Origin of the sequence: Chryseobacterium joostei (genome assembly GCF_003815775.1) — a bacterium.
GTDB lineage: Bacteria > Bacteroidota > Bacteroidia > Flavobacteriales > Weeksellaceae > Chryseobacterium > Chryseobacterium joostei.
Window position 1 is genome coordinate 3,155,625 of the sequence record NZ_CP033926.1, and the last position, 25,242, is coordinate 3,180,866.

The 25,242-nt window shown below is 35.4% G+C and carries 25 protein-coding genes and 1 pseudogene; 3 read left to right on the forward strand and 23 right to left on the reverse strand.

Translation table 11 applies throughout. The annotated features are described in order from the left end of the window. Window positions 1-44: 44 nt before the first annotated feature. The 9 genes and pseudogenes from EG359_RS14330 to EG359_RS14375 all read right to left on the reverse strand — a co-directional run bounded on the left by EG359_RS14330 (window position 45) and on the right by EG359_RS14375 (window position 9,391). On the reverse strand, window positions 45-1,427 hold the full coding sequence (locus tag EG359_RS14330) for a tetratricopeptide repeat protein (RefSeq protein WP_076352841.1): 1,383 nt from the start codon (window positions 1,425-1,427) through the stop codon (window positions 45-47). A gap of 207 nt (window positions 1,428-1,634) precedes the next feature. Next, complete coding sequence (locus EG359_RS14335; protein WP_076352842.1) at window positions 1,635-2,606, reverse strand: quinone oxidoreductase family protein; 972 nt, start codon at window positions 2,604-2,606, stop codon at window positions 1,635-1,637. Window positions 2,607-2,745: 139 nt separating this feature from the next. Beyond that, complete coding sequence (locus tag EG359_RS14340) at window positions 2,746-3,327, reverse strand: Crp/Fnr family transcriptional regulator (RefSeq protein ID WP_076352843.1); 582 nt, start codon at window positions 3,325-3,327, stop codon at window positions 2,746-2,748. Between the two features lie 51 nt (window positions 3,328-3,378). Then, window positions 3,379-4,761 carry a phosphoglucosamine mutase gene (gene glmM, locus EG359_RS14345; RefSeq protein ID WP_076352844.1) on the reverse strand — a complete coding sequence of 461 codons (1,383 nt, stop codon included), beginning with the start codon at window positions 4,759-4,761 and terminating at the stop codon, window positions 3,379-3,381. Between the two features lie 70 nt (window positions 4,762-4,831). After that, window positions 4,832-5,532: pseudogene (locus tag EG359_RS14350) on the reverse strand (DUF4421 family protein); the annotation flags it as partial. A 14-nt stretch (window positions 5,533-5,546) separates the two neighbouring features. Then, window positions 5,547-5,843 carry a hypothetical protein gene (locus EG359_RS14360; RefSeq protein ID WP_076352847.1) on the reverse strand — a complete coding sequence of 99 codons (297 nt, stop codon included), beginning with the start codon at window positions 5,841-5,843 and terminating at the stop codon, window positions 5,547-5,549. 218 nt (window positions 5,844-6,061) lie between these two features. Further along, window positions 6,062-8,095: a ferrous iron transport protein B gene (gene feoB, locus EG359_RS14365; RefSeq protein ID WP_076352848.1), complete on the reverse strand. Its 2,034-nt coding sequence runs from the start codon at window positions 8,093-8,095 to the stop codon at window positions 6,062-6,064. Then, complete coding sequence (locus EG359_RS14370) at window positions 8,095-8,301, reverse strand: FeoA family protein (protein ID WP_045501762.1); 207 nt, start codon at window positions 8,299-8,301, stop codon at window positions 8,095-8,097. Before EG359_RS14370 ends, feoB begins: the two co-directional genes overlap by 1 nt. A 181-nt stretch (window positions 8,302-8,482) precedes the next feature. Beyond that, window positions 8,483-9,391 carry a GLPGLI family protein gene (locus EG359_RS14375; RefSeq protein ID WP_076353389.1) on the reverse strand — a complete coding sequence of 303 codons (909 nt, stop codon included), beginning with the start codon at window positions 9,389-9,391 and terminating at the stop codon, window positions 8,483-8,485. 159 nt (window positions 9,392-9,550) lie between these two features. Between EG359_RS14375 and EG359_RS14380 the strand changes: the two genes are divergently transcribed. Then, complete coding sequence (locus EG359_RS14380) at window positions 9,551-10,048, forward strand: DinB family protein (RefSeq protein WP_076352850.1); 498 nt, start codon at window positions 9,551-9,553, stop codon at window positions 10,046-10,048. A gap of 51 nt (window positions 10,049-10,099) precedes the next feature. On the opposite strand, the gene EG359_RS14385 is transcribed toward EG359_RS14380, so the two are convergent. After that, complete coding sequence (locus EG359_RS14385) at window positions 10,100-12,811, reverse strand: Plug and carboxypeptidase regulatory-like domain-containing protein (protein WP_076352851.1); 2,712 nt, start codon at window positions 12,809-12,811, stop codon at window positions 10,100-10,102. 647 nt (window positions 12,812-13,458) lie between these two features. Between EG359_RS14385 and EG359_RS14390 the strand changes: the two genes are divergently transcribed. Next, entirely contained in the window at window positions 13,459-14,340 is an 882-nt protein-coding gene (locus tag EG359_RS14390; protein WP_076352852.1) for a cupin-like domain-containing protein, read from the forward strand. A gap of 57 nt (window positions 14,341-14,397) precedes the next feature. Here the strand turns inward: EG359_RS14390 and EG359_RS14395 are convergent, their stop codons facing one another. The 13 genes from EG359_RS14395 to EG359_RS14455 form a co-directional block, all read right to left on the reverse strand. Further along, the gene (locus EG359_RS14395; protein WP_076352853.1) at window positions 14,398-16,122 is read right to left on the reverse strand and encodes a M14 family metallopeptidase; all 1,725 of its coding nucleotides are present in this window, start codon (window positions 16,120-16,122) and stop codon (window positions 14,398-14,400) included. A gap of 133 nt (window positions 16,123-16,255) precedes the next feature. Then, window positions 16,256-16,987 carry a metallophosphoesterase family protein gene (locus tag EG359_RS14400; RefSeq protein WP_076353391.1) on the reverse strand — a complete coding sequence of 244 codons (732 nt, stop codon included), beginning with the start codon at window positions 16,985-16,987 and terminating at the stop codon, window positions 16,256-16,258. 72 nt (window positions 16,988-17,059) lie between these two features. Next, window positions 17,060-17,602, reverse strand: a complete 543-nt coding sequence (locus tag EG359_RS14405; RefSeq protein WP_076352854.1) for an RNA 2'-phosphotransferase — start codon at window positions 17,600-17,602, stop codon at window positions 17,060-17,062. A 15-nt stretch (window positions 17,603-17,617) separates the two neighbouring features. Beyond that, window positions 17,618-18,100, reverse strand: coding sequence for a hypothetical protein (locus EG359_RS14410; protein ID WP_123867402.1), 483 nt, complete (start codon window positions 18,098-18,100; stop codon window positions 17,618-17,620). 24 nt (window positions 18,101-18,124) lie between these two features. After that, window positions 18,125-18,811, reverse strand: a complete 687-nt coding sequence (locus EG359_RS14415) for a Sir2 family NAD-dependent protein deacetylase (RefSeq protein ID WP_076352856.1) — start codon at window positions 18,809-18,811, stop codon at window positions 18,125-18,127. Window positions 18,812-18,843: 32 nt separating this feature from the next. After that, window positions 18,844-19,479, reverse strand: coding sequence for a DUF4291 domain-containing protein (locus tag EG359_RS14420; RefSeq protein ID WP_076352857.1), 636 nt, complete (start codon window positions 19,477-19,479; stop codon window positions 18,844-18,846). Between the two features lie 55 nt (window positions 19,480-19,534). After that, complete coding sequence (locus tag EG359_RS14425; RefSeq protein WP_076352858.1) at window positions 19,535-19,945, reverse strand: ADP-ribosylation/crystallin J1; 411 nt, start codon at window positions 19,943-19,945, stop codon at window positions 19,535-19,537. Between the two features lie 67 nt (window positions 19,946-20,012). Next, entirely contained in the window at window positions 20,013-21,083 is a 1,071-nt protein-coding gene (locus EG359_RS14430) for an adenylosuccinate synthetase (RefSeq protein ID WP_076352859.1), read from the reverse strand. Window positions 21,084-21,086: 3 nt separating this feature from the next. Further along, the gene (locus tag EG359_RS14435; RefSeq protein ID WP_076352860.1) at window positions 21,087-21,941 is read right to left on the reverse strand and encodes a hypothetical protein; all 855 of its coding nucleotides are present in this window, start codon (window positions 21,939-21,941) and stop codon (window positions 21,087-21,089) included. A gap of 2 nt (window positions 21,942-21,943) precedes the next feature. Continuing rightward, window positions 21,944-22,279: a hypothetical protein gene (locus tag EG359_RS14440; protein ID WP_076352861.1), complete on the reverse strand. Its 336-nt coding sequence runs from the start codon at window positions 22,277-22,279 to the stop codon at window positions 21,944-21,946. Between the two features lie 76 nt (window positions 22,280-22,355). Next, window positions 22,356-22,907 (reverse strand): 2OG-Fe(II) oxygenase, encoded by a 552-nt coding sequence (locus EG359_RS14445; protein WP_076352862.1) that lies wholly within the window; start codon window positions 22,905-22,907, stop codon window positions 22,356-22,358. Window positions 22,908-22,938: 31 nt separating this feature from the next. Further along, the gene (locus EG359_RS14450; RefSeq protein WP_076352863.1) at window positions 22,939-23,481 is read right to left on the reverse strand and encodes an NADAR family protein; all 543 of its coding nucleotides are present in this window, start codon (window positions 23,479-23,481) and stop codon (window positions 22,939-22,941) included. Between the two features lie 271 nt (window positions 23,482-23,752). Then, complete coding sequence (locus EG359_RS14455; RefSeq protein WP_076352864.1) at window positions 23,753-24,448, reverse strand: NUDIX hydrolase; 696 nt, start codon at window positions 24,446-24,448, stop codon at window positions 23,753-23,755. Between the two features lie 123 nt (window positions 24,449-24,571). Here EG359_RS14455 and EG359_RS14460 point away from each other — a divergent pair, with 123 nt between their 5' ends. After that, the gene (locus EG359_RS14460; RefSeq protein WP_076352865.1) at window positions 24,572-25,216 is read left to right on the forward strand and encodes a DUF1579 domain-containing protein; all 645 of its coding nucleotides are present in this window, start codon (window positions 24,572-24,574) and stop codon (window positions 25,214-25,216) included. Window positions 25,217-25,242 lie beyond the last annotated feature (26 nt).

Consider the following 25,242-nt stretch of genomic DNA (forward strand, 5'->3'; position numbering starts at 1 on the left):
AAACCTGCATTTCTGCAGGTTTTTTTTATTATTTTAGATTAAATCTAGTTCTTTTTCTTCACTTTGGCTGTCTTAACCTTTTTCACCTCATCCTTGATGAACGGATATTTTTTCTGCATATCCTTAGCAAGAGAAGGGTCAAGCTCCAAAGCTTTCTGAAGAGATTCTACTCCTTTATCCTGTTGCTTTAGGTTGAAAAAACAGTTGCTTAACTGATAAAACAATTCCGCTCTGTGATGGCTCTTTACTGCAGCATTCAAAACTGTTACGGCTTCTTCATATTCACCCACAAGCATCAATACTTCAGAATAGGCATACCAGTTATAAAACCTTGACGGCTCCGCACTGACCAATTTTTTAAGACAGGAAAGGCTTTCTTCAAATTTTCCTGAATCAATGAATAAAAATGCCAATCTTTTTTGATAATCAAGGTTGTCTTCATTCAATTGGGTGGCTTCTTTAGCAAAATGTAGCGCCTCTGTCATCCCACCCATTTCTTCATACAGGTATGATTGCTCCATCATCGCAAGGTAAAACTGTGGGTCTTCTCTTAACGATTTCTGGAAAGCATTTAAGGCTACAATAGGTTGCTTTAGTGCTTTATTACATAATCCAATCTTATAAAAAGTAAATGCCTTGGTATATTCAAGTTCAAGCATTTCTTCATAAGTTTCGATTGCTTTTTGATACTGTCCCAGGGCTTCATAACAAGCTGCTTTATTGGCATAAACTCCTACAGAATTTGAATTGATGGCTATTAAATAGTCATATCCTCTTATTGATTCTTCGTAGTTTTTTCTATTGAAATAGAACTGCCCATATTCAAACCATGCAATCTCGGAATAAGGGAAATCATCTAAATATTCATTAAGAAAGGCAATAGCCTCCTCACTCTTGTTCAGGTCACTGAAGCACACCATGGAATTTTCAAGGGCATATTCGTCGGAAGGATCTTCCTTCAATGCTTTTCTATAGTGCTTAAGAGCGTTAAAGGGATCTCCAAGATTCACATATTCATCCGCAATAAAGTTGTGAAGAAAATTTTCTTCTTCTTCTAAGGTCAAAGCTTTCTTGCAGATTTCAATGGATTTTCTGGGATTTCCCAGGTTCGAATAATACTTGGCGTAGCATACCAAAAAGTCTGTATTCTCCATAGAAGAACCTTTTAACTCGTTGATAAGGTCTTTCGCCGTATTATACTCTTCCCATTCCAAAAGAATCTCAAGCTTTTTAATCTTGATATCCAATGAATTAGGATGAAGCTTAAGTCCATAATTAACAGCCATATCGGCGTAATTAAAATCACCAAGCTCCAAATAATAAACAATGATATCTTCTAACTCTTCTGTATCGAAGTAGAATTCGTCATTGTTTTCCATCATTTCCTCGAACTTTTTTACAAGTTCATTTCCAAAATACTCTTCCAATAGTGTCCTCTTTGTCGGCCCGATGCCTGAAGTTACTTACAGACCCCGGCAAACGTTTAATTAATAATACATCTGAAACTGATATTCAAATATTTATGCAAAGTTGCGATTTTTTTTTGAATTAACCATTTCATAAATTTCTATTATAAAAATAGTAAAAAAAGAAAACCAATAAAAGGATTGTGGATAAAAAAATGGAAATTGGGGTTAAATTCTTACCACAAGCCTTTTTCCGGTTTGTATCTCTGTATTCCACGCAGCTTCGATATTTTTAATATCAACCTCTTCTGTTTCTATTTTAATGTTTCCCTCTATGGCCGCCTGAAACATTTCCGGGATGATTTCTGAAAATAAAAGGGCAGATTCTTCTTTGGTCCAGCTTCCCAACCCTGATCCTGAAATTTGAATATCGGTTCCTCTAAGGATTTGTGAAGACAATTGAATGGTATCTCCGCTCATTCCTCCTATCGTAACCAGCTTTGTCTTATGAGAAAATGTTCCATCACCTTTAAATGCAGATAAAATAATCTCCACAGAATGTCCCCAGATATAATCCAGCACAATGTCTATAGGTGTTTCATTGTGAATCTTTTTTATTTTTTCTTTAAAGTCTTCATCACTTAGCTGCAGGGATATAGCCTCATCAGCTCCCAATTCCTGAAGTTCCTTCAGGGATTTTTCATTTCTTCCGGTAGCAATAATTTTTTTAGCACCATAAAGTTTTGCAATCTGCACGGCTATTCTACCAGTAATTCCTGTTGCTCCGTTTACTAATACAACATCTCCGGGTTGTATTCTTGCCTTGAACTTTAGAGCCATTGCAGATCCCATAACGGCGTTTGGCAATGCTGCAGCTGTAGAAAAGTCTAATTCTTCAGGAATTTCAACCATCATTTTCTTATCTGCAACCGCTTTCTCTGCAACGGTTCCTTTTTTACTAAAAAAATAAACTTTTGAACCATTTTCCAAGTATCCCACTCCATCAGACCCTACAATAGTTGGTTGATGTGTTTTATTTTCGGCAGAGTAATGCTTTCCACCGGCTCTTGCCTTATCAAGGTTTTTGATGGATGCTGCCTTTACGGATACCAGAACTTCATTCTCCTGTATTCCCTTCGGTTCCGCAAAATCTGCATATTGGGGGATTTGTCCTTTTTCAAATACGACTGCTGCTTTCATTATCTTAATTTTTATGCAAAATTATTTCCGGAAAGACCTGAAAAGCGATAACATTTGTTATCAGTTTTAAAAGCAATACGAAAGTCGGAACTTATCAAGCCCTATCAATAGACGTAATAAATTCTTTGTATGCCTTGTATTATAAAAGGTTTTCTTTCAGAATTTTGCTTTTTATTCTGCTTAGATGTACCGTTGTAATCCCAAGATAGGAAGCAATATAATGCTGGGGAACCCTTTTGATGATTTCGGGTTTTGCTTTAACGAGATTAAGATATCGCTGCAGTGGAGTATCCTTGATGAATGAAAAGAAATGCTTCATATAATCGAATATCCTTTCAAAAAGAGCATCCATGAATAGGGTTCTAAGTTCCGGATTATCATAAACCTCTTCCAGAAAGGCCTCTACATCGGGCTTCTTGATTTTATACAGAATACAGGGTTCTATTGTTTCAAAGGAAACCATGCTGGGAAGACCCTTTTTAAAGCTTTCCAAAGAAGAAAACATAGTGTTTTCCAGAAAGAACTGAAATGTCACATCCTTACCATCATTATTATACCAGGCTCTTATGATTCCTTTCTCTATATAAAAAGCATTATATGAAACCTCTCCCTCGTGTAAAAGCAGGGTTTTAGCAGGAACTTCCATTCTTTCAAAACTTCCTAAAAACTTTCTCCATTTTTCCTTTGGGAAAGGGGACTTGTTCTTGATGTGCTCAAACATTTTGGTATAAAAAAAGAACGGAGCTTTATGGGTTCCGTTCTTATGATTTATTTAAATTAAACTTTTAATCTTGGCAATGATATCGTCTCCTAATTTATCAGCCTCTTCCTGAGATTTAGCTTCTGTATAAATTCTGATGATTGGCTCTGTATTGGATTTTCTAAGGTGAACCCAATTGTTTTCAAAGTCTATTTTAACACCATCTACAGTAGAAACCTCTTCATTTTGGTATTCCTGTTCCATTTTGCTTAAAATAGCATCTACATCAATTTCCGGTGTCAGTTCTATTTTCTTTTTACCCATGAAATAGCTTGGATATCCTGCTCTTAGTTCAGAAACTGTTTTATTTTCCTTAGCTAAATGAGTTAAGAATAGGGCTACACCTACTAAAGAGTCTCTTCCGTAGTGTAATTCCGGATAAATAATACCTCCGTTGCCTTCACCTCCAATTACTGCATTTTTCTCTTTCATTAGGGTCACTACATTTACTTCTCCTACAGCGCTTGCAAAGTATTCTGAGTTATGTGACTGTGCCACGTCTCTCAAGGCACGGCTTGAAGAAAGGTTAGAGACTGCCACTCCGTTTTTATGTTTTAGCAAGTAATCTGCAACTGCGACCAATGTATATTCTTCTCCGAACATTTCTCCCTTTTCATCAATTAGGGCCAATCTGTCTACATCCGGGTCTACAACTATTCCAAGGTCTGCATTTTCTTTTTTAACCAATTCACAGATGTCTCCCAAATGTTCTTTTAAAGGCTCTGGGTTGTGAGGGAAGTGACCTGTTGGTTCACAGTATAATTTAATGGTCTCACAGCCTAATTTATCCAATAGCATTGGAATTGCAATACCTCCTGTAGAGTTTACAGCATCCAGTACTACCTTGAAGTTTTTTGCTTTAATGGCTTCAACATCTACCATTGGCAAATCAAGAATCTGCTGAATATGGATATCAAAGGCATCTTCTCTTGTTTCGTACTTCCCAAGGTTGTCTACCTCTGCATAATTGAAGTCTTCGCTTTCTGCAAGAGCAAGAACATCAGCTCCGTTTTCCCCACTGATGAATTCTCCTTTTTCGTTTAAAAGCTTAAGGGCATTCCATTGTTTTGGGTTGTGAGATGCTGTAAGGATAATTCCTCCGTCAGCATTCAATTCAGGTACCATTATCTCAACGGTTGGTGTTGTAGAAAGGCCTAAATCTATCACGTTAATTCCTAATCCCTGCAATGTTGCAGTAACCAGGGAAGAAACCATTTGACCAGAGATTCTTGCATCTCTTCCTATGATAAGAGTGAGGTCTTTTTTATTTTTATTGTTCTGAAGCCAGGTTCCGAATGCGGATGCAAATTTTACCACATCCAGCGGTGTAAGATTATCATTAACTCTTCCGCCAATGGTTCCGCGAATTCCTGAAATAGATTTTATTAACGACATTATGTTTTTTATTTCTTATTGTTAGTATTATAATTTGTCCGAAACAAAGATACTTAAAAAGATTTTCAACTTATAAAACAGGAATCTTTTTTTGAATTTTGTCATAGGTGTTCTTTACCACCCTGGGAGGAGCAAAACGATATCCAATATAGAGTAATCCATACATATTATTGTTTTCTACAGCCTGATTTTTTGTTTGATTATAGGTATAGGCACTGAAGTTCATTTTTCCGCCAAATAAAAATCGATCCGTGTTATATCCCACATGAAGCCCCCCCTCCATTCTCAATGTTAAATATTGTGCATTTACTCTTGAATTATCCTCCTGAGCATCCCGATAGGTTGAAAATTTCCCACCAAGCCCAAGGGCAAGATAGGGCGACATATTTACATTCTTCCCGAGCACCCAATTGTAGAAGTAGCCGATATTCCCACCAATTTTATACTGTGTTTCTTTAACTTTTTTGTCATCTACCTTATTTCTGAGAACAGTAAGGTCATAATCTAGAAACGGAACCCAGCTTCCGGAGCTTTTACTCTGCCATTCCCCCTGGGTATAGATACTTTTTGCCAAAAATTTTTATTAAGAATATAGGATGTAGAGCCTCCAAAACTCTGTACTCTTAAGTCTGGAAACTGCATATAAGGATCACCCTCTTTCCAACCGGGAAAGAGGTCCTGCATGTTTTCAATATAAAACCCCTTAACGTTTTTATAATAAAGAGTCTGAATAAATCTTTTGGGGAATAATCTGAAACTAAAGTCTGTATAGGAACTGTTTCCCTTTAATTCGTTGTCCTTGTTATCTGAAAAAAACTTAGGCGCAAACGATGGGTTGCACTTATGATTTTATAGTCAACAGATAAGGAAACCTTTGTTTTATTGTTGATTGTAAATATTTGCTGCTTTTCTTTTCCCTCCTCTCCCTCTGAGAAAATAAAGCTTTCAATATTGGTATCCAGATTGGCACGAATCATTACCTGATCTGCGTAAGACTTGATATTAGTAGTATCTTTTTGTGCATTTACCAGAATGGCAAATAAAAAAAATAATAATGCAAGTACTGTTCTTGGAACGCTCAAACTGAATATTTTAAATTAAAAAAATGAAATTACCACATTTTTTTCAATTATCCGTTGAATATTATGTTAAGAACAGCCACAGTCTTTATCGCAATTTGTTCTTTTGGAACTGAATTTCTTTGGAGCAAAGTTCTTTTTAAATACCTTGAATAGGGAGAAACACGCAAAAGCTACAATTAATGCAATAAGTACGTACTGAAAAATTAATGAAGAATCCATTACTTTAAAATTTGATATACTATCATCGACACAAAATATGCCAAACCTGTCATCATAGCCACCTGAAAGCCTGTCCATTTCCAGCTTTTGGTTTCTCTATAGACTACTGCCAGTGTAGAAATACACTGCATTGCAAATGCATAGAACAGAAGAACTGAGATGCCTGTTGCAAAGCTGAAGACCTTCTCTCCATTTGGCTTCACATCTCGTCTCATTTTATCAATCACTTTTACTTCAGGAGCATCATCTTCAAGGCTATAAAGTGTTGACATTGTTCCTACAAATACCTCTCTTGCCACGAAACTTGTAAGAATCCCTACTCCCATTTTCCAGTCGTATCCCAATGGAGCAATTACCGGTTCAATTCCTTTACCCATTTTGGCAAGGTAAGAGTGGTCTAGCTCTACATTTGTGGCTACCAATTCGTTTGGATTTTGTTTTGGTCCAAAATAGCTTAAAAACCAAATAATAATACTTACGATGAAGATAATTTTACCCGCTCCGGTGATGAAGTCCCATACTTTACCCAAAACCATTTTAAAGTCATAGCCAAAAAGTGGTTTTTTATAAGCAGGAAGATCCATTACCAAATATGTTTTTCCTTTGTCTTTAATAAATCCCTTAAGAATTGCTGCAGAAAGTAATGCCACTAAAAAGCCCAGCAAATACATTCCCATCAATACAAGTGCCTTATATTTGATACCCAGGAAAGTTCCTTCAGAAATGATTAATCCAATAATGATACTATACACCGGAAGTCTAGCTGAACACGTCATGAACGGCGTTACCAATATTGTCAGTAATCTTTCTTTAACGTTTTCAATATTCCTTGTAGAAATTACTGCCGGAATTGCACAAGCAGTTCCTGAAACAAGGGGAACGATACTTTTTCCGTTAAGTCCAAATGGGCGAAGAAGTCTATCCATAAGGAAAACAACCCTTGCCATATATCCTGAATCCTCCAATAAGTAAAGGAAATATAATAAAATTCCGATTTGTGGTGCAAACACTACAATTCCTCCTATTCCCGGCACAATTCCGTTGGAAATTAAGGAATTGACGGGTCCTTCCGGAAGATGTTCATTGGTAAAGGCAGCAAGCCATGAGAAAGACTCCTCAATCCAGTTCATTGGATATTCTGCAAGGAAGAAAACACTTTGGAAAATTACCAATAGGATGGCTAAGAAAACAATGTAACCCCAGAACTTATGAACTAAAACCCTATCCAGTTTTTCCGTTAGCAATTCTTTGAACTGCGGCTTCTTGGAAATTACATTCTGTAATATTTTATCAACATTTTGGTATCTCCTAACGGTTTCCTGAACCTGTAATCTTTTAGGAACCAAACTTTTAGCATCAGATTCATTGATCTGTTCCATTACAGACCCTATCTTTCCAAGATCTGTTCCTAATGAAAGGCTCATCCATGCTTTATATTCATTATCCAGCCCTTTATGAGAAGTTAGTTTCTGGATGAAATCTCTGTGTTCGGCCGGCGTTTCAAAAGAAAGTTTATCTGTTTTTACAAATTCATTGTTATAAACAGCGTCTCTTACTTCTTTAATGCCAATTTGTTCTTTTGCATTGGTTTGAATGATCTTAATTCCTAATGCTTCAGAAAACTTTTGAATGTCTATGGTAATTCCTCTTCGTTCTGCCTGATCTATCTGATTCACAATCAAAATCATTGGAATTCCAAGATCCTGAATCTGCTGAAATAAAAGAAGCCCCCTTTTTAGGCTTAATGCCTCAAGAATATAAACAACTCCTGCATAGTTTTTCTGCTCGTCAATAAGGTATTTTGAAAAAATAGCCTCATCTTCTGAACTTGGATATACACTATAAGAACCCGGAAGGTCAACAACCTCAACGTCCTCATTTTTATAGGCGTAATTTCCCGAATGACTTGCAACGGTAACACCTGCATAGTTCCCGGTTTTCTGCTTTTTGTTACAAAGTGCATTAAAAACCGTTGACTTCCCTACATTAGGATTCCCAACTAAAAGTATTTGTTTTTTCTTGTTTGCCTGCATTAATTCAATTCTTCAACAATGATATAATCTCCTTCTTCCTCACGAAGAGCAATCCGGCTTTTCTCTGCTCCAAATTCTACATACATTGGCCCATTGAACGGAGCCTGGTACAAAATCCTGAATACAGTCTCCGGAAGGAGGCCCATTTCAATGATTTTATTGGGCATTTTCAGATGGTCATTATCATATCCCAATATCTTTCCCATTTTGTTCTTAGGAAATCCACTTAATTTATGTAATTCGTTCTCTTTCAAAGCCTAAATTTTTGTCTTGCAAATATACGCTATTTAAATTTAATCTAAATAACGATTGCTCATAAAAGAAATCAACCCAAATACATTACTGTATCTGGGTTGACTCGAAATATAATTTAGTTGATATGAATGCTTATTTTTTCTTTTTATCTGAAGCAGGTTGCTCTTTTTCGATAGGATTATCGTTGGCATTATAAAACTCCTTGTATTGCTTTTCCTGTTTCTTCATCATGTCTCCCAGTGTTCCGTCCATTCCTGGAATTGTTTTAGACATCATGTCCTGTGTCATCATTGGGCGTACAGAAGCAAATGGATCTTTTTTGAAATCATTAAATGTTTTTTCAAATTTTTCTTTTGATAATTCATTTACTTTTCCTCCGGAGGCTCCCATCAAGCTTTCAATGTAGGAAAACTCTGTATAATCTTTTACTTTTTTATTCCCTTGCAATACCCAAGAATAGTTTTTATCTGCGTCTTCAATCTTTACAATTAAGCCCGGAAGTCCTGAAAATTTATACGGCCCATCCTGAAAAGGGATATCTGTACTAAACCATGCCGTCCATTTTCTTCCTCCAAACTCTGTAGTTGCCTTTTGAGTATTATATTCTCCAATCTTTTGCTTATCGCTAAGAATATTCCAGTTGAACTTTAAATCTTCACTGTAACCAATATTACTTGGTGTAAAACCATTAGCAATTTTGTCTACATACTGAACTTTCATGCTTGGATAGGCCTTATATATTCTTGCAGAAATTTTGGGGGTTTTAAGTGACTTGCTAAGGTCTTTCATCATCCCGGCTTTCTTCATGGCTTCTATTTCAACTTTCATGATAGAATCCTGTGCTATTACGGTATAATCCTGATAAACTGATCGATTTTTATCTGTAATGTCTAAGATTGTAATTACCTTATCTAGTTTTGTAGAATCTTTTTTAGGTTTAAAAGTCAGTTCATAAAAGAATCGGTTAGCCATTTCTTTGGTATCCTGAGCACCAGCAAAAGCAAAAAGAGTGATAAGAAATACTGAAAATAACTTTTTCATTTTCCAAGTTTTATTAATTAGTAATAGGTTATGGAGTTTTGTTACAGTTTTTTTCAATTTTCTTTCACAGATTAGAGCAAAACCTTAAAAATTATGATTCTGTTAAAACATTTTCAGGGGTAAAAGTTTTAACTTTAACTTTCTCAAAAACAAAATATTATGGACACTTTATCACAATTTAAAAATGAGCTGGAGACGGAATATCAAACCACCAGAAAATTCTTTGAAACATATCCTGACGGAAAAAATGAGTATGCCCCTCATGAAAAAAGCATGAAACTGATGCCTCTTGCCACTCATATTGCTGAAATCTTTGAATGGCCTAATACGATGCTCAAAACCTCTGATCTGGATTTTGGAAAAGGTGATTATCAACCCAAGAAGCTTTCTACTAAAGATGATCTTTTACAGGCTCTTGACCAAAATTTCAAATCAGGTAAGGAGGCCCTTGAAAATGCCAATGAAAATGACCTTAATGGAACCTGGGCACTGAAAAACAATGGACAGGAACTGGCAAAATGGACAAAATATGAATCGATTCGTCATGCATTAAATCAAATTACTCATCACAGAGCACAGCTAGGCGTTTATTACAGGCTAAATGACATTCCTTTGCCGGGAAGTTATGGGCCCTCTGCCGATTATCAAGGCTTCTAATACATCAATATATCTCAATAAAAAACCAATCCCTAGGGATTGGTTTTTACTTTATTTAAAATTGAATTTTACGCTAAACATAACCTGACTTGGGCGAAGCTGCATTGTTGTTTGGATAATTGTTGCATCTCCTACACTGATTTTTTCAAATACTTTTCTGTTGGCAATATTCATCCACTTTAATTCAAAGTCAACTTTTTTCTTAGTCCAGCTAAATTGGTATGAAACATCAAAAAAACCATTATTTAGTTTTGTATCTCCCAATTTTGAATTGATTTGATCCCAGTAAAAACCTATTGTATGGCTTTCCAGTGGATAGAAGAATACATTCAAATTGTGTGTGTAACCCTCTGTTTTCCCTAAATTGTTTTGAATAACTCCGTTAGACTGCTTATTCCATGATTTTGTCATGTTGAAATCTACACTCATCCATGAGAAATAGGTATTGTTGAATTTAAACCCTAATGAATTTGCATCATTTTTAGTGTTAAGATCCTGCTCATTTCTTCTGGATTCGGATTTTGAATTGGTATTACTAAATGATAGGGAAGCATTTGTTTTAAATTTTGGAAAATACTTTCCAATTTCTGCATAATAGCTATTGCTTGTTCTTTTATTCTCACGTTCAATATATTCTATAACGCTAAAACCTAATTCGTTTACGGCACTGGATGCCAATAAATTATTTTTAGCATCACTTAATCTATACCCCACATTAAAGAAAAGATTATTAAGTGGGTTTCTGTATTCCAGCCTTACCCCTGCATTTTTTGTAGTCGTCTGGGGGATTGGATTTTTAGGATTCATCACATTAAATCCTCCTGGACTTGTCAGAATATATCCGGCATAAGCAGTCTGTATATCTCCAAAATTATTGTTGATACCTCCGCTCATACTTGCCTTAAAGAAAGAAGCAAAAGAATATTGAGCAAAAATATTGGGTGTAAAGGTTACTTTACTTAAAGACTTTGAAACGTTTCTGAACTCGTCTTCTGCTTTTATATTATTAAAGTTTACAGGAAAGCTGGAAAATAAGCTCCATGCTTCTGATTTATAATTAATTCCAACAGAAGCCGATGGATTAACTCTTGTGAATTTTAAATCATTTTCATAGGCCGGAGTACTGAAATCCGGAGAGTTACTAATTGTACTTCCATCAAAATTGGTTGTCAGCTTATCTGTAGAAAAATCAATTCCCACTTGTGGCGTGAAAGTCCAGCCTTTTGTAGAAAAACTAATGTTTGCTGAATGGGATGTATCTAAACTTTTAATTCTGAAACTTTGTAAAGCGTTAGATCCCGGTGTGAACTTAATGGTAGTAAAATCTTTGCTTCCAGGTTCTTTATATGGAAATTGTAAGTAGCTAGCAGGAGAAATTTCCAGAACTTGTTTATCGTTTTGGTAACTCACATATGATTTGAAATTAACCATTTTCTCTTTCCAAGGGATAATTGTACTCAAAGAGTTTTGAAACGATGTCGTTGGTGACTGTAAAACTTCATTTCCAAATCTGTAGCCAATTTTATCATTTCTTTCAGCAAAAGCTCTGTCTCCATTCCAAAACTGAGAAAATGTAGTGGTATTTTTAAAGAATCCTTTTTTAGCATTTTTAGTAAAAATCAATTCTCCTTTTAGCTTATCAGTATAGAAATTATTCAGAAATCTGGTATTATATTGCGTTCCTTGTTGAAGGTCTGTAGTAACACTGTTTGACTCTCTTTCTACCGCATTATTAGTATAGTTGGCATTGGCCTTAAGCTCCCATTCTTTTTTCTTGTCAATATTGGTAAGGTAATTGGCAGAAAGATAATGTACACTATTCAGCAAGTACCTTTTTACAGGAAGATTGGGGGCTTCAGCATTTTCTACACTTAGCCAGTTATTTTGAGAGATATTTGATCTTTTCCCTTCCCATCCGCTTCCAAAAGCCAGAATGTTTCCCTCATTTTCTACCTGCTCACCCATGTTATTCGTTTTATAATTGACTACCCACTGGCTTTTCTGTCCAAAAAACATGGGCGTCAATTTTACATTCCAAAGCCATGAATCTCCAAAACCGGTTCCGACCTCTCCTCTACCGGTCATGGTTACGGAGTTTTTAAGCTTTATATTGATTGCTGCCTGATCTGAAGGCACTTTATCCTGAAGAATTTTTACCGGTTGATGGTTTTCAAGGACCTCCACCTTTTGTACAGCATCTTTCGGAAGTGAGTTGTTAATGGTTCCATAACCTCCCTCCATAAGGTCTTTCCCGTTCACATAAAATTTGTTGATGGCATTTCCTTGGTAAAGAATGGTTCCATCTGTATTGACTTCAATTCCGGGGATTTTTTTCATTACATCTGCCAGGGTTCTGTCATTTTTACTATTGAATGCCTTTAGATCATAAGAGATGGTATCTCCTCTTGCTGTAATCATTTTGGTTTTCAACTGTACTTCCTTTATTTCTGTAGCCTCAGACTGCATTTTAAAATTCAGAACCTGATCACTATTTCCAACCTGTTTTGTAAGAGGTTTTTGGTTGAATGCTTTTACCTTAAGGTCCACATTGGGTTCTGGAGAAGTAAAAGTCACCTTGTATTCTCCTTTAGAATTGGTAATTCCATAGGCAAGAATGGCATCTTTACCAGGCTCTTCAATGGTCACACTGGCACTTGGTATAGCTACCCCGTCGTCATCAGTAATTTTTCCTGAAACGGTTTTCTGTGCAAATGTAAACACAGTAAAAAAAAGCATCAGAAATAGGGAAATATTTTTTTTCATATTTACTATTTGATTAATTAGTTAATCATTGTGGTTTTTCGTTACACTTTTTTAAAGATGTATTTTATTCTTGAAAGTTAAATCATATCACTAAAAGCATCGTTATACTTTTGATTTTATTAAGGATAGAAAGGATCCTTACTTTTAGATTTGAAAAAAAATGTCCTTTTTTTTCTTCAAAATCACTATATGTTGAATAATTAAATACATAACACTCACATTATCAACGCTTAAATTAATTATAAAAAAAAGCTATTTTTATTTTCAAATTAAAAAATGTTTTGTTAATCTGAAATATTTAAAATTTAAATTAAAAATATCTCTACACTTATTGAATTAATATAATTCTACAATCATTAGTTCTTCATTTTATGAACTTTATCTGCATCCTTTCTGTTAAGTAAAATCTATATACTAGTGTCTGAGTAGATTTCTATTCATTAAATATGTTTTTACCTCGTACTATTGTTACAAAGGATTTCTGTTGATATTTATATAAGAAAAACGGCTTTTACCTCACAGAATAAAAAAATAATTATTTTAATTAATTCTAAATAATAAATTTAAGGCAATGTATATATTAAAAAAAGCTTAAATCTGGGTTCGTAAATAATTATTTAATAATTTTGTAACATAAAATTTACAAAATGGGAATTAATTTAAAGCCTATAGATATTGTAGATGATATTTCTAAAGAAGAATTCTACGAAAAATATCTAAAGCCAAGAAGGCCCGTTGTCATCAAGAATATGGCAAAAAACTGGCCGGCTTACCAAAAATGGACGATGGAATACATGAAAGAGGTCGTAGGAGATGTGGAGGTTCCATTATATGACAGTTCAAAGGCAGATCCCTCTGCTCCCATCAATGCTTCTGCAGCCAAAATGAAATTCGGTGATTATATAGATCTTATCCAGCGTGAACCTACTGATCTGAGAATTTTCCTGTTCGACCCCATAAAATATGCTCCAAAACTTCTGGAAGATTATATTTCTCCCAAAAAATTAATGGGAGGATTCCTTGATAAGTATCCTAATATGTTTTTTGGAGGAAAAGGATCCGTTACGTTCTTGCATTTTGACATAGATATGGCGCATATTTTTCATACTCACTTTAATGGAAGAAAGCACGTTCTTCTTTTTGACTATAAATGGAAAGAGAGACTATATCAAATTCCCTATGCTACCTATGCTCTTGAGGATTATGATATTGAAAATCCTGATCTTACAAAATTTCCTGCATTGGATGGTGTAGAGGGTATTGAATGCTTCCTTGAGCATGGAGATACATTGTTTATGCCTACAGGATGGTGGCACTGGATGAAGTATCTGGATGGTTCTTTCTCCATTTCATTACGAGCGTGGGACAAATCATGGGCAGTAAAGGCACATTCTTTATGGAACCTTACTGTACAGCGTAAATTTGATGATATTATGAAATCCAATTTCAGAAAGAAATATATGGACTGGAAAGAAAAGGTGGCCATCAAAAGGGCGGAGATCGCTCTAAAAAGAGGCTTGCCAAAATAACTAAAAAGACGTTTCATTTGAAACGTCTTTTTAGTTTACCACATGATTTACAACACATTACAACACTCTATAAACAGGATACTGCCTAAAGGTTTTTTCTTCAAAATAAGGAGAATGTCTGTATACCCAATCCAGCTGTGATTCTCCATCTTCAGATAGTTTTTTATCTGATTTTTTGGCTTCTTCAAAGGCTTCTTTTAGCTTTTTATCATTTTTCAATAGTTCTGCAGCGGTATCTTCAAAAATATAGGCTGAATAATATTCTTTCTGGGCCAAAATTCCATCAAAAAAGTTCCAGTTAAAAAAAGAGTCTAGTGCCTCAGGCTCAAGGGTTTCAATAATATATTTTACACCTGGCTGATCTGTGGAAACCATGTAATCCCCTGTAGTAAATATTCTATTTTTAGAAACTTTGTCAACTGTGGTTTCATAATGCAGATAATGTCCCTCGTAAGGATTTTTTACTGTTTTAAAATCTCTGATCTTATAGGATTCTACTAAAACTGTACTGTCTTTTTGAATGGGTTTCATCTGAATTCCGTTTCTTTTGAATTCCTCAATAATTCTGTACTGTGACTGTGGAATTATATAGTATTTGGGAATGGTAATATATCCTGTAGGAACAGCCGTAGTAAAGAGTTTTATGTTCTTTGTAAAGGGCTTGTTTCTGTCATAATACAGTCTTGGTTTTCCGGAAATTTCACTGGGTTTATATTTTCCTTCATACCCTTTAAAATCCATCGTCGTAAACTTGGTAGAATCGATTTTCCAACGGATTCCGTATTGTTTTCCTGCCTGATATTGTTTTAGATTATCCAAACGAAATTGCTTTATTTTCTGGTAATCCTTATCTAAATTCTGCAGATTAACCAGCATGTACTTGTAGGTAGCATCTACTCTTTTGTCATAGGGTTTCAGCATATGCGTTTCAGGAACGGTACCCAACGAGTTGAACAGAGTTGTATACCCCGTAGAATATCTCGGAGAGTCTTCGAAGGAAGCAAAACCAACTTCAGGAACATCGCCGTGGATGTTTACATAGGGGGTACTTTCATATCCCAATTTCTTCATATCATCAAGGTTTTTGGCTTGATAGTCATTATAAAAATAGGCGCCAAGAACCTCTCCTAAACGTTCCTTAAATGTTGAGATATAAGTAAATGTATATTGATAGTCTGCTCCGTTACTTACGTGGTTATCAATAAAGACATCAGGTTTTAACCATTGATAAATTTCCTGAAAGCTTCTGGCATTTTTAGAGTCTGCCTTAATGAAGTCTCTGTTCAGGTCGTAGTTTCTTGCATTTCCCCTAAAACCATATTGTTCCGGTCCGTTCTGATTGGCTCTGGAATGGGATCCTCTATTCAGCATTCCGCTGACATTGTAAGCAGAAATAGCAGCTATAACAAAGTTTTGTGGGGTCTTAATCTTCTTGGTTGCCAGATCACGCATCAACATCATAGTTGCATCAATTCCGTCGGGTTCTCCGGGATGGATTCCGTTATTGACAAAGAGAATCGCTTTATTTTTCCTTAATTTATCAATATTTTTTTCCGGAAAAGGATTATAAACGACAACGTAAATGGATTTTCCGTTATCATCTTCTCCCTTTTTAAGATATTGAATGGTATTAAAATTTTTGGCTAAATTTTCATAATAAGAATTCATCTCATCATAGGTAACGGTTTGGTTACCATTTCCTTTTTCAAAAGGGGTCTGAAATGTTTTCTGAGCAAAAAGTAGAGACGAACTCAGCGTAAGCAGGAGGTATTTCAGTTTCATTGACGTATTATTTTCAGGATTTAAAATTAGTCAATATGAAGTTGTCAAAAAAAGTAAAATGATAAAAAGGTAAAACTGTTGCATAAAATAAAAAACCTCATCGGTTTTGAAAACGCATGAGGCTTATTTAAAATCATTGATTTCTTCCTTTTTCATCAGGATATAGGGATGGAAGCGGATCACTTTGCCAGAATTCTCTAGTGTCTATGTCCATTATGGATAAGGATCCTGTGAAAGCTGCTCCGGTATCCATATTCCAGACATTGGCTTTGTTAGTTGGTATTTTACTTCCAATATCCAGTGTTGGGGTATGCCCGATAAATATTTCCCTGAATAAAAGCAGTCTTTTGGGGTATAATTCAGAATTTCTTTCTAATTTTTTATCCATTGCTACTGCTGTTTCCCAAAGGGTTCTGTCCCAACGATAGTTGCTGGAATACACTTCTTTCTCAGGACCGTGCATGGAAGCATATCCCGCATGAATAAACAATCGGTTCTGATCATCCACATGATAGCTTTTCATCCTTTCAAAGAATTCAAGGTGATTATCCAGCTCTTCCTGCTCATACTCTGCATAGCTTTCTACTGTACTTTTTCCACCATTAAAAAGCCACATATCAGGATTTTGTCCCAATGCCAGCCAATCTTCGCACCAGGCATCATGATTTCCCTTGATGAAAATACATTCCTGCTTTTGAGAAAGATCTATTAGAAACTGAATAATCCGGGAAGATTCACTCCAGCCATCTACATAGTCTCCAAGGAAGATCAATTTATCATTTGGAGTAACCTCAGCACGTTCAAAAATCTGCTGCAATGCCTTAAATCCTCCGTGTATATCACCTATTACTAAAGTTCTGTTCATCTTTTTATATTTCACTTATCATTTGACGGGAAGCTACATTTTTTATGGTTTCAATCAGCGTTTTTATTCCTCTTATTTTGATATATATTTTGAATCTACAAACTCCGTCAGCCATACGCCATTTGCTGATTGATAAAAGAACAGCCCATCTTCATGCATTTTCCCGGTTCTGATGGTCAGAATAACGGGTTTTCCGTGTCTCATCCCTACCTTTGTTGCGGTCTCTTTATCAGCACTTAAGTGCACGTGTTGACGATTTCTTTTTTCGATTCCTTTTTCTAAAATGGAAGAAATATTGGTTTCTGCAGTTCCATGATAAAGAAATTCAGGCGGTTGCAATGCTTCTAGGGCCAGATCTATATCGATAGAATGTCCCTGACTGGCTCTGATTTTGGTTTTATCATCATTGAAAGCAAACCTTTTTTTATTATTGGTTTCCACTACCTCATCCAGTTCCTCCAAGGTAAAATGCATTCTTTTTTTAGCTGATTTTGTTCTCAGCTCTTCTACATCTGCCCAGCCGTTTTCATCCAGCTTTAGTCCTATACTTTCAGGTTGGTGCCTTAGAATAAGGCTTAAAAATTTACTTATTTTCTTTGTTTCTATTTCGTTCATGGTTATTTTTTATAATTAGCAATTATAATATTCGGGGGCGAACGTCACTGCTATTCCTGTTATTTTTGATATTTCCTCTGCATATTTATCAAAGGTATGAACTTCGCCTTCAGAAATCTCATAGAATTTTCCATGTGATAAACCAACGGAAAGAAATGCCCTTCCCGATCCTTTTGCAGGAAGCATATTCTGAATTTCAAACCCTTTAATATCAGTCAAAATAAATAATTTACTTCTTTTGCTATCTGAAAATCCTAACAAATTATTCTTTTGATCCACCCAAAGCAACATTTTATTATTTAATATTTTCAGGATTTCACTAGGCGTTTTGAATAAATAATCGTCTGAATCCTTTACACCGATATAGTCAATTTCAATGTATTTATCAACCTCAACTTTTCCGTTGTACTCGGGTAAGCTTCCTTCAGGAAATTTCTTCAAATCTACTTTCTCTTTTTTGCAAAAAAGGTTTGATATTGTTTGTATTAAGGTTTTCATTGTTATATGGAATATTTATGTTTATCAGGCAAGGTTTACCAGTTTATCAAATAACAGTTTCATTCCTTTTGTTGCGGGTTCTTTCATCACTACGGCTCTCTGCCCGTAGCCAAAGCCTGTTTCGTTGGGATTGATAACAATTAAAAGGCAATCATCCTTGATATCATGAATCAGTCCAGCTGCAGGATAAACCTGCAATGAAGTTCCAATAACCACTAAGATATCCGAATCTTTTACAAGATCTCTCGCCGCCTGATACAAAGGAACATCTTCCCCAAACCAGACAATAAAAGGTCTTAACTGTGCGCCGTCTTCGGCTTTGTCACCTAAACTGATATCTCCTTTTTGTTCATAAATCAGGCTTTTATTATTAGATGAGCAAGACTTGAACAACTCACCATGAATGTGAAGAATATTGGTGGAGCCTGCTCTTTCGTGCAGATCATCTATATTTTGGGTAATAATCTGAACCTCAAAATATTTTTCCAGTTCTGCCAGCAATTGATGTGCCTCATTAGGTTCTACTTCATGAAGCTGACGTCTTCTTTGGTTGTAAAATTCCAAAACCATTTCTCTATTTCTTCTCCACCCTTCCGGACTTGCCACATCCGTTACTTTATGATTTTCCCAGAGACCATCTCCATCCCTGAATGTTTGTATTCCACTTTCGGCACTGATTCCAGCTCCGCTTAATATGGTTAGTTTTTTCATTGGTTTAATCTAATAATTTTTTGTAAATCATTTTATGCCAAATTGAGTTTTCTATTTAATTCTTCATCCTCAAATAATAATGAATTTTCCTCTGGCATAATCAGGTTATCCAAGTCATCATTCAAAACAAAATTATATTGTTCTTTTACAAAATCTGAAATATCTTCAATTAAAAGAATATCTTCCTTAGCAAAAGAATGGATAAGTTCATTTCTCAAACCAATCTGTATAGCTCTTCTTTCTAATTTATTTCCATGGGGATCATGATCTGGGTCCCATTGTAACCTTGCAGAAGACTCTTTCACTTGATCTTGCCATTCTTCTCTTGATATTCCAAGATTAGTATTGTAGGATGAGTATACCGCACTTTCAAGATATTTTTTAAAAGCACTCAGCTTTAGATGAATTGCCAATACACACTCCTGTCCTTCTTTTGCTCCCCAACCATTGCGATACATCATCCAAAGGAAATTTGGTTTTATCCAAGTCATTCTTTCCATGCTAAATCCGCCACCAAAATATTGATTTTTAGTCGCAAATTTGCCTATCTCTTTTTTATATGACTGATATACTATGATCTTCTCATCGTCATATTGTGCCATGATATGATGCCCTTTTTGAGGCCAATTAGACAACTGTTCTTTATAATTTTTCAATTTAATTTTCATTGTGTGTGTTTTTTCCACGAACGCACAAATTTTTTCATTGGTACATTCCTGAGTATTATTTTAAAATGTTGATCAATTCAACTATTTCGTTATTTTCTGATCTTTTAAATTCTTTCCCGATAAAGACCTTTATCACTTCAATATTTCCTACAATAGCTTCATTAAATGTTTTTAGCTCCTCAGAGGGAATCCACAATTCATTATGATTTTTTGCGCCTACATTCTGCGCAGGATATTGATAAGCAATTTCTTCTAAAACTTCAAAACGGGTCACAAAGCCAAGATAGTTTCCAGATTCATCTCTGGTATTCCATTTCTCAGCAATTTCAGAGGCATAAGCTTCATCCAAAACAGGATAGAAAATAGGTTGCCATTCTAACCTTGGTGGGAAGCTTTTATATCCACTGTCTATAATCAGAATCATTTCTTTTTCTCCTACCGGTCTATATAATGTTTTTGTTTTCATGTTTATTTTTCTATCATTAAATATAAAAGAAATGCTTTTATTCTTGGGATATTTCCTTTTTCAGGAATTAAAAAATTTGTTTAAAATCCTTTGCATAAGGAGAATATGATCCGTAAACAGTATTAAACTTCATTTCCAGCTTATCAATTTTAAATTCTTCATCCATCTGATCTAAACAGGTTACAACAAGATTCTTTTTCGTTGGGCAGATATAAGCTCCATCCAATTTCAAGGCATAATTCAATAAATTGTAATCTAAATCCCCAAACCGAAGTTCTTTCTGATATTCATTAAAAGTACAGGTTTCTTCTTGGTTGTTTTTTAAAATGATCTCCTTTTCATTGCTCATCCAGCCATTTCCGTGGCGTGTCACATAGCTTCTTGTCACATAAAACATTTCTACTTCTTCAATCTTAAGCAGATTACAAATCTCATAGGCGTTTTTTGAGGTGGTGTGAGCGTAGGTTACATTCGGGAAAACACCATGATCCATATCGAGTAAAACACCCTGACTTCCCTCAAAAATGAGATTTTCAAAAGATTTCAGATAGTTATAATCATCAATTTTCCAATCTATCTGATCAATGGCTTCTAAAAAGGACTTTAGCTGTTCTTTTATCTGATCTTCTTCCATAAAGCCATAGTAATAAGCAATTCCTTTCAGTTTTTCAATCAACATCTGTCTTGAAGCAATAAGATCAATGGCAAATAGTTTATAAGGGCTTTCGTGTCTTTTCATGGTGGCTCCTATTCCTTTACCACAGGTCCCGTGCTCCAGATTTTTTGAATTTGTCCTATTTTGCCAGACATCAAAAGGAGTGGTTACCTTGGCTAATGGGTGAATATGAAGCTCTATGTTTCCTTTTTTTGCCTTTAATTCCTCTCTTTCATTCAGTAAAAATGTAGGATAAATGGTACAATGTTCGGTAAAATAAGAGGGTAATCCTCGAAGTGCTCCGCTTGCAAAGCTGGAATGAACGTGTTTCTGATCATCAATCATGACCGTATGAGCAGCCTGCTGCCCTCCTGAAAACCTTATTACCACGGAATTTTGATTCTGAGAAGCCAAAAAATCCGTTGTTATTCCTTTTCCTTCATCACCGAAACCCAATCCTATAACTATTTGCGCTTTTTTCATAATCTAAAGCATTTCAACGTTGTCTAATCCTTCTATATCTGTTGTTCTAAAGGTTTTATCCTTATATTTTTCACAGATAATTTTTTTAATAACATTCGGAATTTCTCTATGGTCTTCTATTGATATACAGTTTTGTCCCAATAATTCTTTCCAATCTCTGTTTGCTCTTAGTGCCTGATCGGAATGGAGAACATTAATGTGATAAACCTCGTATCGTTTTTTTACTTCCTCCAGTAATTCATAATGTGTGTAGGTTTGCTGTCCGGATCCCATAATCTCCCGAATGGCAGATGCTGGAAGTACTTTAAGGCAAGGTTCATCTCCTACCGTGAATAGCAATCCTTTTTGGTTTCTTTTTTCAAAAGCATCTGTTCTGGTGTGGAAAGCTGCAAAATACCAGGCCAACAGGTAGCTCTCACCCGCATTTCCACCGCCTCCGGATTCAATGTAGGTTCGGGTAAGCCACATATCCAATTCTTCATCACCTGATTCGAACTGACCTACCTGTAATGGATAGCTGTCACATTCATGATCGCCGATTCCCAGGAAAAGCAGTGCCGGATCCGGAACTCCACCCTGAATAATTCCACCCATCAGTTTAGGCAAGCCCTCCCTGATCAGTTCATGTGGAATATGTCCCATGCTTCCGGTTACATCCAATCCAAGAATAATCGGAACCGAGTTTGGATGTACCTCAGAATCTCTGGATTCTCTGAAAGCAATTCCGTGAGGAATCATTGTTGTATGTGCCATTCTTTTGGCGTTCTGTGTGAAAATTTCCCCCGCAGATTTTGTTCCGTAACCTGCTCTGCTTGCTCTGTCATAACGAGCCTCTATATCGTATCTTGTACTTCCCATGACTAAAATGTTTTTCCAAATAAATATTCAAATCGCTTTTGGGTAACTTCGAGTTGGATATTTAGATTTCTGATTGTTAATGATAATTCCATGTCTTTCTGAACGAATGCTTCGGGATTAAAATCCACAAAAGTCAAACTGTTTCTATCCAAAGGGCTGATATCAATAAGCCCCTCCTGCTCGCGCTCAAGTCTTTTTATTTTCAACTCGAGATCTTCAACCCTGCGCCTATAAATCAATTCTGAATCTTCTCCGATTGTTCTTGCACGGTCTTCTCTGATCTGGTCATTATTTCTTTGTAATGATTCGATAAATCTTGGTTTTAATTCATCTTCCATACTTGATTGTTTTTTTGTGTTATTATTACGCTAATTAAAAAAGACATAGCTATGCATTATTCCTGCATTAAGTTCTTTACTTTTTACGGGAATACATTACGTCTGTTCTCAAAACATACTTCAAACCACTGATTAGTGTTTTTCCTTCGTGTCTTAAAGGGTGATAAAAGATTAATGCTGTTCCTTTTTTAGGGGCTACCGTAAACAAGTTTTCAAATTCTGTTTCTCCACCCTCAAAGTCATCATTCAGATAGATCAAAAATGTGTAGAAGCTTTTCTCCTTTTCATTTCTTATATAACTTCCGTCCCTATGCATTTTGAATTGCTGTCCCGTCGAGTATTTGTATACCCTGAACATTTCATTGAAATTCAGAAGAGCAAAGTCTTCATGATCTTGTGGAAGAAATTCAGCCGCTTTTTTGAAAAGTTCTTCTGCCAGATTATTATCAAAAATCATCAGTCGGTTATTATTTCTGATCCCTTTACTCATAAGCTGCCTCCCTCCAACATTAATCTTAGCTTCTTCAAAAACCTTTTCGTGTGACAAAGCTATATAATCATTGCATTCAGCTTCTGTGAGAAAATCCTCAATCAGAAATATTTGTGGGTGCAATTCTATTTTTTCCATGATTACTATTTTGTGGTTGGTTATTGTGTTTTTACCCTCTCAATTCATCCCTTACTTCCATCAGAGCAAATCCTAAAAGGTTTTCTCCGTTCCATAGCAACGGGTTTTCTGCTCTTGAATCTGTTTCCAGCATTCCTATTCCCCATATTTTATCATAAGGACTGGCTTCTACAAGTATTTTATCATTGGTAGATAAAAGAAAGTCTTTAAATTTTTTGTTTTGAGAGAATTTTAAAAGATTGCCTTTTCTCACAATTTCATATTTATGTTCGTCCCAAATTTTCGGATCGAAGTTCTTTACCTTTCTACCCAGACTTTTTACCTGATTGGGAGTAGCCGCCTGCAATATTTCTTCCAGGGTTTCATTATCATTAAATAATCTTGCTTTTCCGGCCATCATATAATGTTCCGCAGTTTTATAAATGATTCCGTTTTCTTCAAATCTTCCTAAAAACCATTGGCTAAAGCATGACTTGGTAATTTCATCTTTAACAGTGTGTCCCCAGAAAAACAGGAACTTAATTCTTTCTTTCCTCTGAAATCTGTCTTTAATATTTTGTATCGTGTAATTCATTATGTGTTATTTTTACACAAATTTAAAGGATTATTATTTTCCCAACCAAATTTATTTGCGTTATATTTACACTAATAAACATAAGGTACTGATTTACAGTGAATAAATTTTAATCCAAAAAAAAATAAAGTGATAAAATATTTATATAAATAACAAGAATTAAATAGATTTTGGCTGAAGACAATGTAATGTATATTTATAAAAAAAAACGGGCTTTAGCCCGTTCCTATTGAATACCATTTGTATGGTATTATGAATCTTTTAAATAAACCTATTTGATTTCAAAGTAGAATCCTTCTTCTTCAAGTTCCTTATATTTCTCCTGATTGAATGTGAAAAGCTTTCCTGGTCTTCCGCTCCCCTCTTTTTTAACGTTATTGGTTTCATTAAGCAATCCATAGCTCATTATTTTTTTACGGAAGTTTCTTCGGTCTATTTCCTGTCCTACAATTGTTTTGTAAAGGTTTTCAAGATCCGAGAAAGGAAATTCTTCATTGAGAAGATTGAAACCGATTGGCTGGTATTGAATTTTTGTACGGAGTCTTTTTAAGGCAATATCAATAATCGTTTTATGATCAAAGGCAACCGATGGAAGCTTGTTGATACTGAACCATTGTGCATCATCCGCATCAGAATCTGCAAACAGTTCATGGTAAGATGGGTTTACAAGCCCCAGATAAGCCACAGAAACCACTCTATTTCGTGGATCGCGACCTACGTTGCCAAATGTGTAGAGTTGTTCTAAAAAATCAGGCTTAATGCCAGCTTCTTCATGCAGCTCTCTTTTCACGGCATCATCCAGATTTTCATCATCTAGAACCAATCCTCCGGGAAGCGCCCATCCTCCTTTAAAAGGCTCAATATTTCTTTTGATGAGAAGTATTTGCAGGTCTTTCTTATCAAAGTAGCCGAAAATAACAGCATCTACAGCCACTTTTATATCTTGTAATTTTTTAGGAGACTCCATAAATTAATTTGCGTTACGAATACACAAAGTTACGATTTATCAGAAGAATAAAAAATTTTTTCATCTATAATAAAAGTCCTTACCTTTAAGTTATCATTATAACCAACTTAAAATTAAACATTTATGAAAAATTTATTAGCAATCATCACGATTGGTTTTTTACTTATCTCATGTGAAAAAGGAAAAACCTCTAGCTCTGAAAATTCGGAGAAAAAAGATTCTATGACTTCAGCTTCTGAATGGAAGCCTGTAGATTCTGCTACTGCAACGAAAGCATGGATGGAGTTTGCAACCCCGGGTGACATGCACAAAATGCTAGCCAAATTTGATGGAAATTGGACTGGTGCTACCAGTATGTGGATGGACGATAGCGGAAAGGCAACTACCAGTACTTCTGAATGCACCAATAAAATGATTTTTGAAGGCCGCTATCAGGTAAGCAATTACAAAGGAAATTTCATGGGAATGCCATTTGAAGGAATGAGCATTATGGGATACGATAATTCCAAAAAAAAGTTTGTAAGTACTTGGATAGACAATATGGGAACGGGCTTAATGCACGCGGAAGGTGACTGGAACCCAACTAAGAAATCAATTGATTTTAGAGGTAAAATGACAGACCCCAGCCAGCCGGGAAAAGAATGTGAAGTAAGGGAGGTCTATACTTTTACTGATGACAATAACCATACCTTGGAAATGTATGGTCCTAATCCTAAAACAGGAAAAGAAATGAAAACAATGGAAATAAAATTCACTCGTAAAAAATAAAATAAAAAACCCGCATCCATGGATGC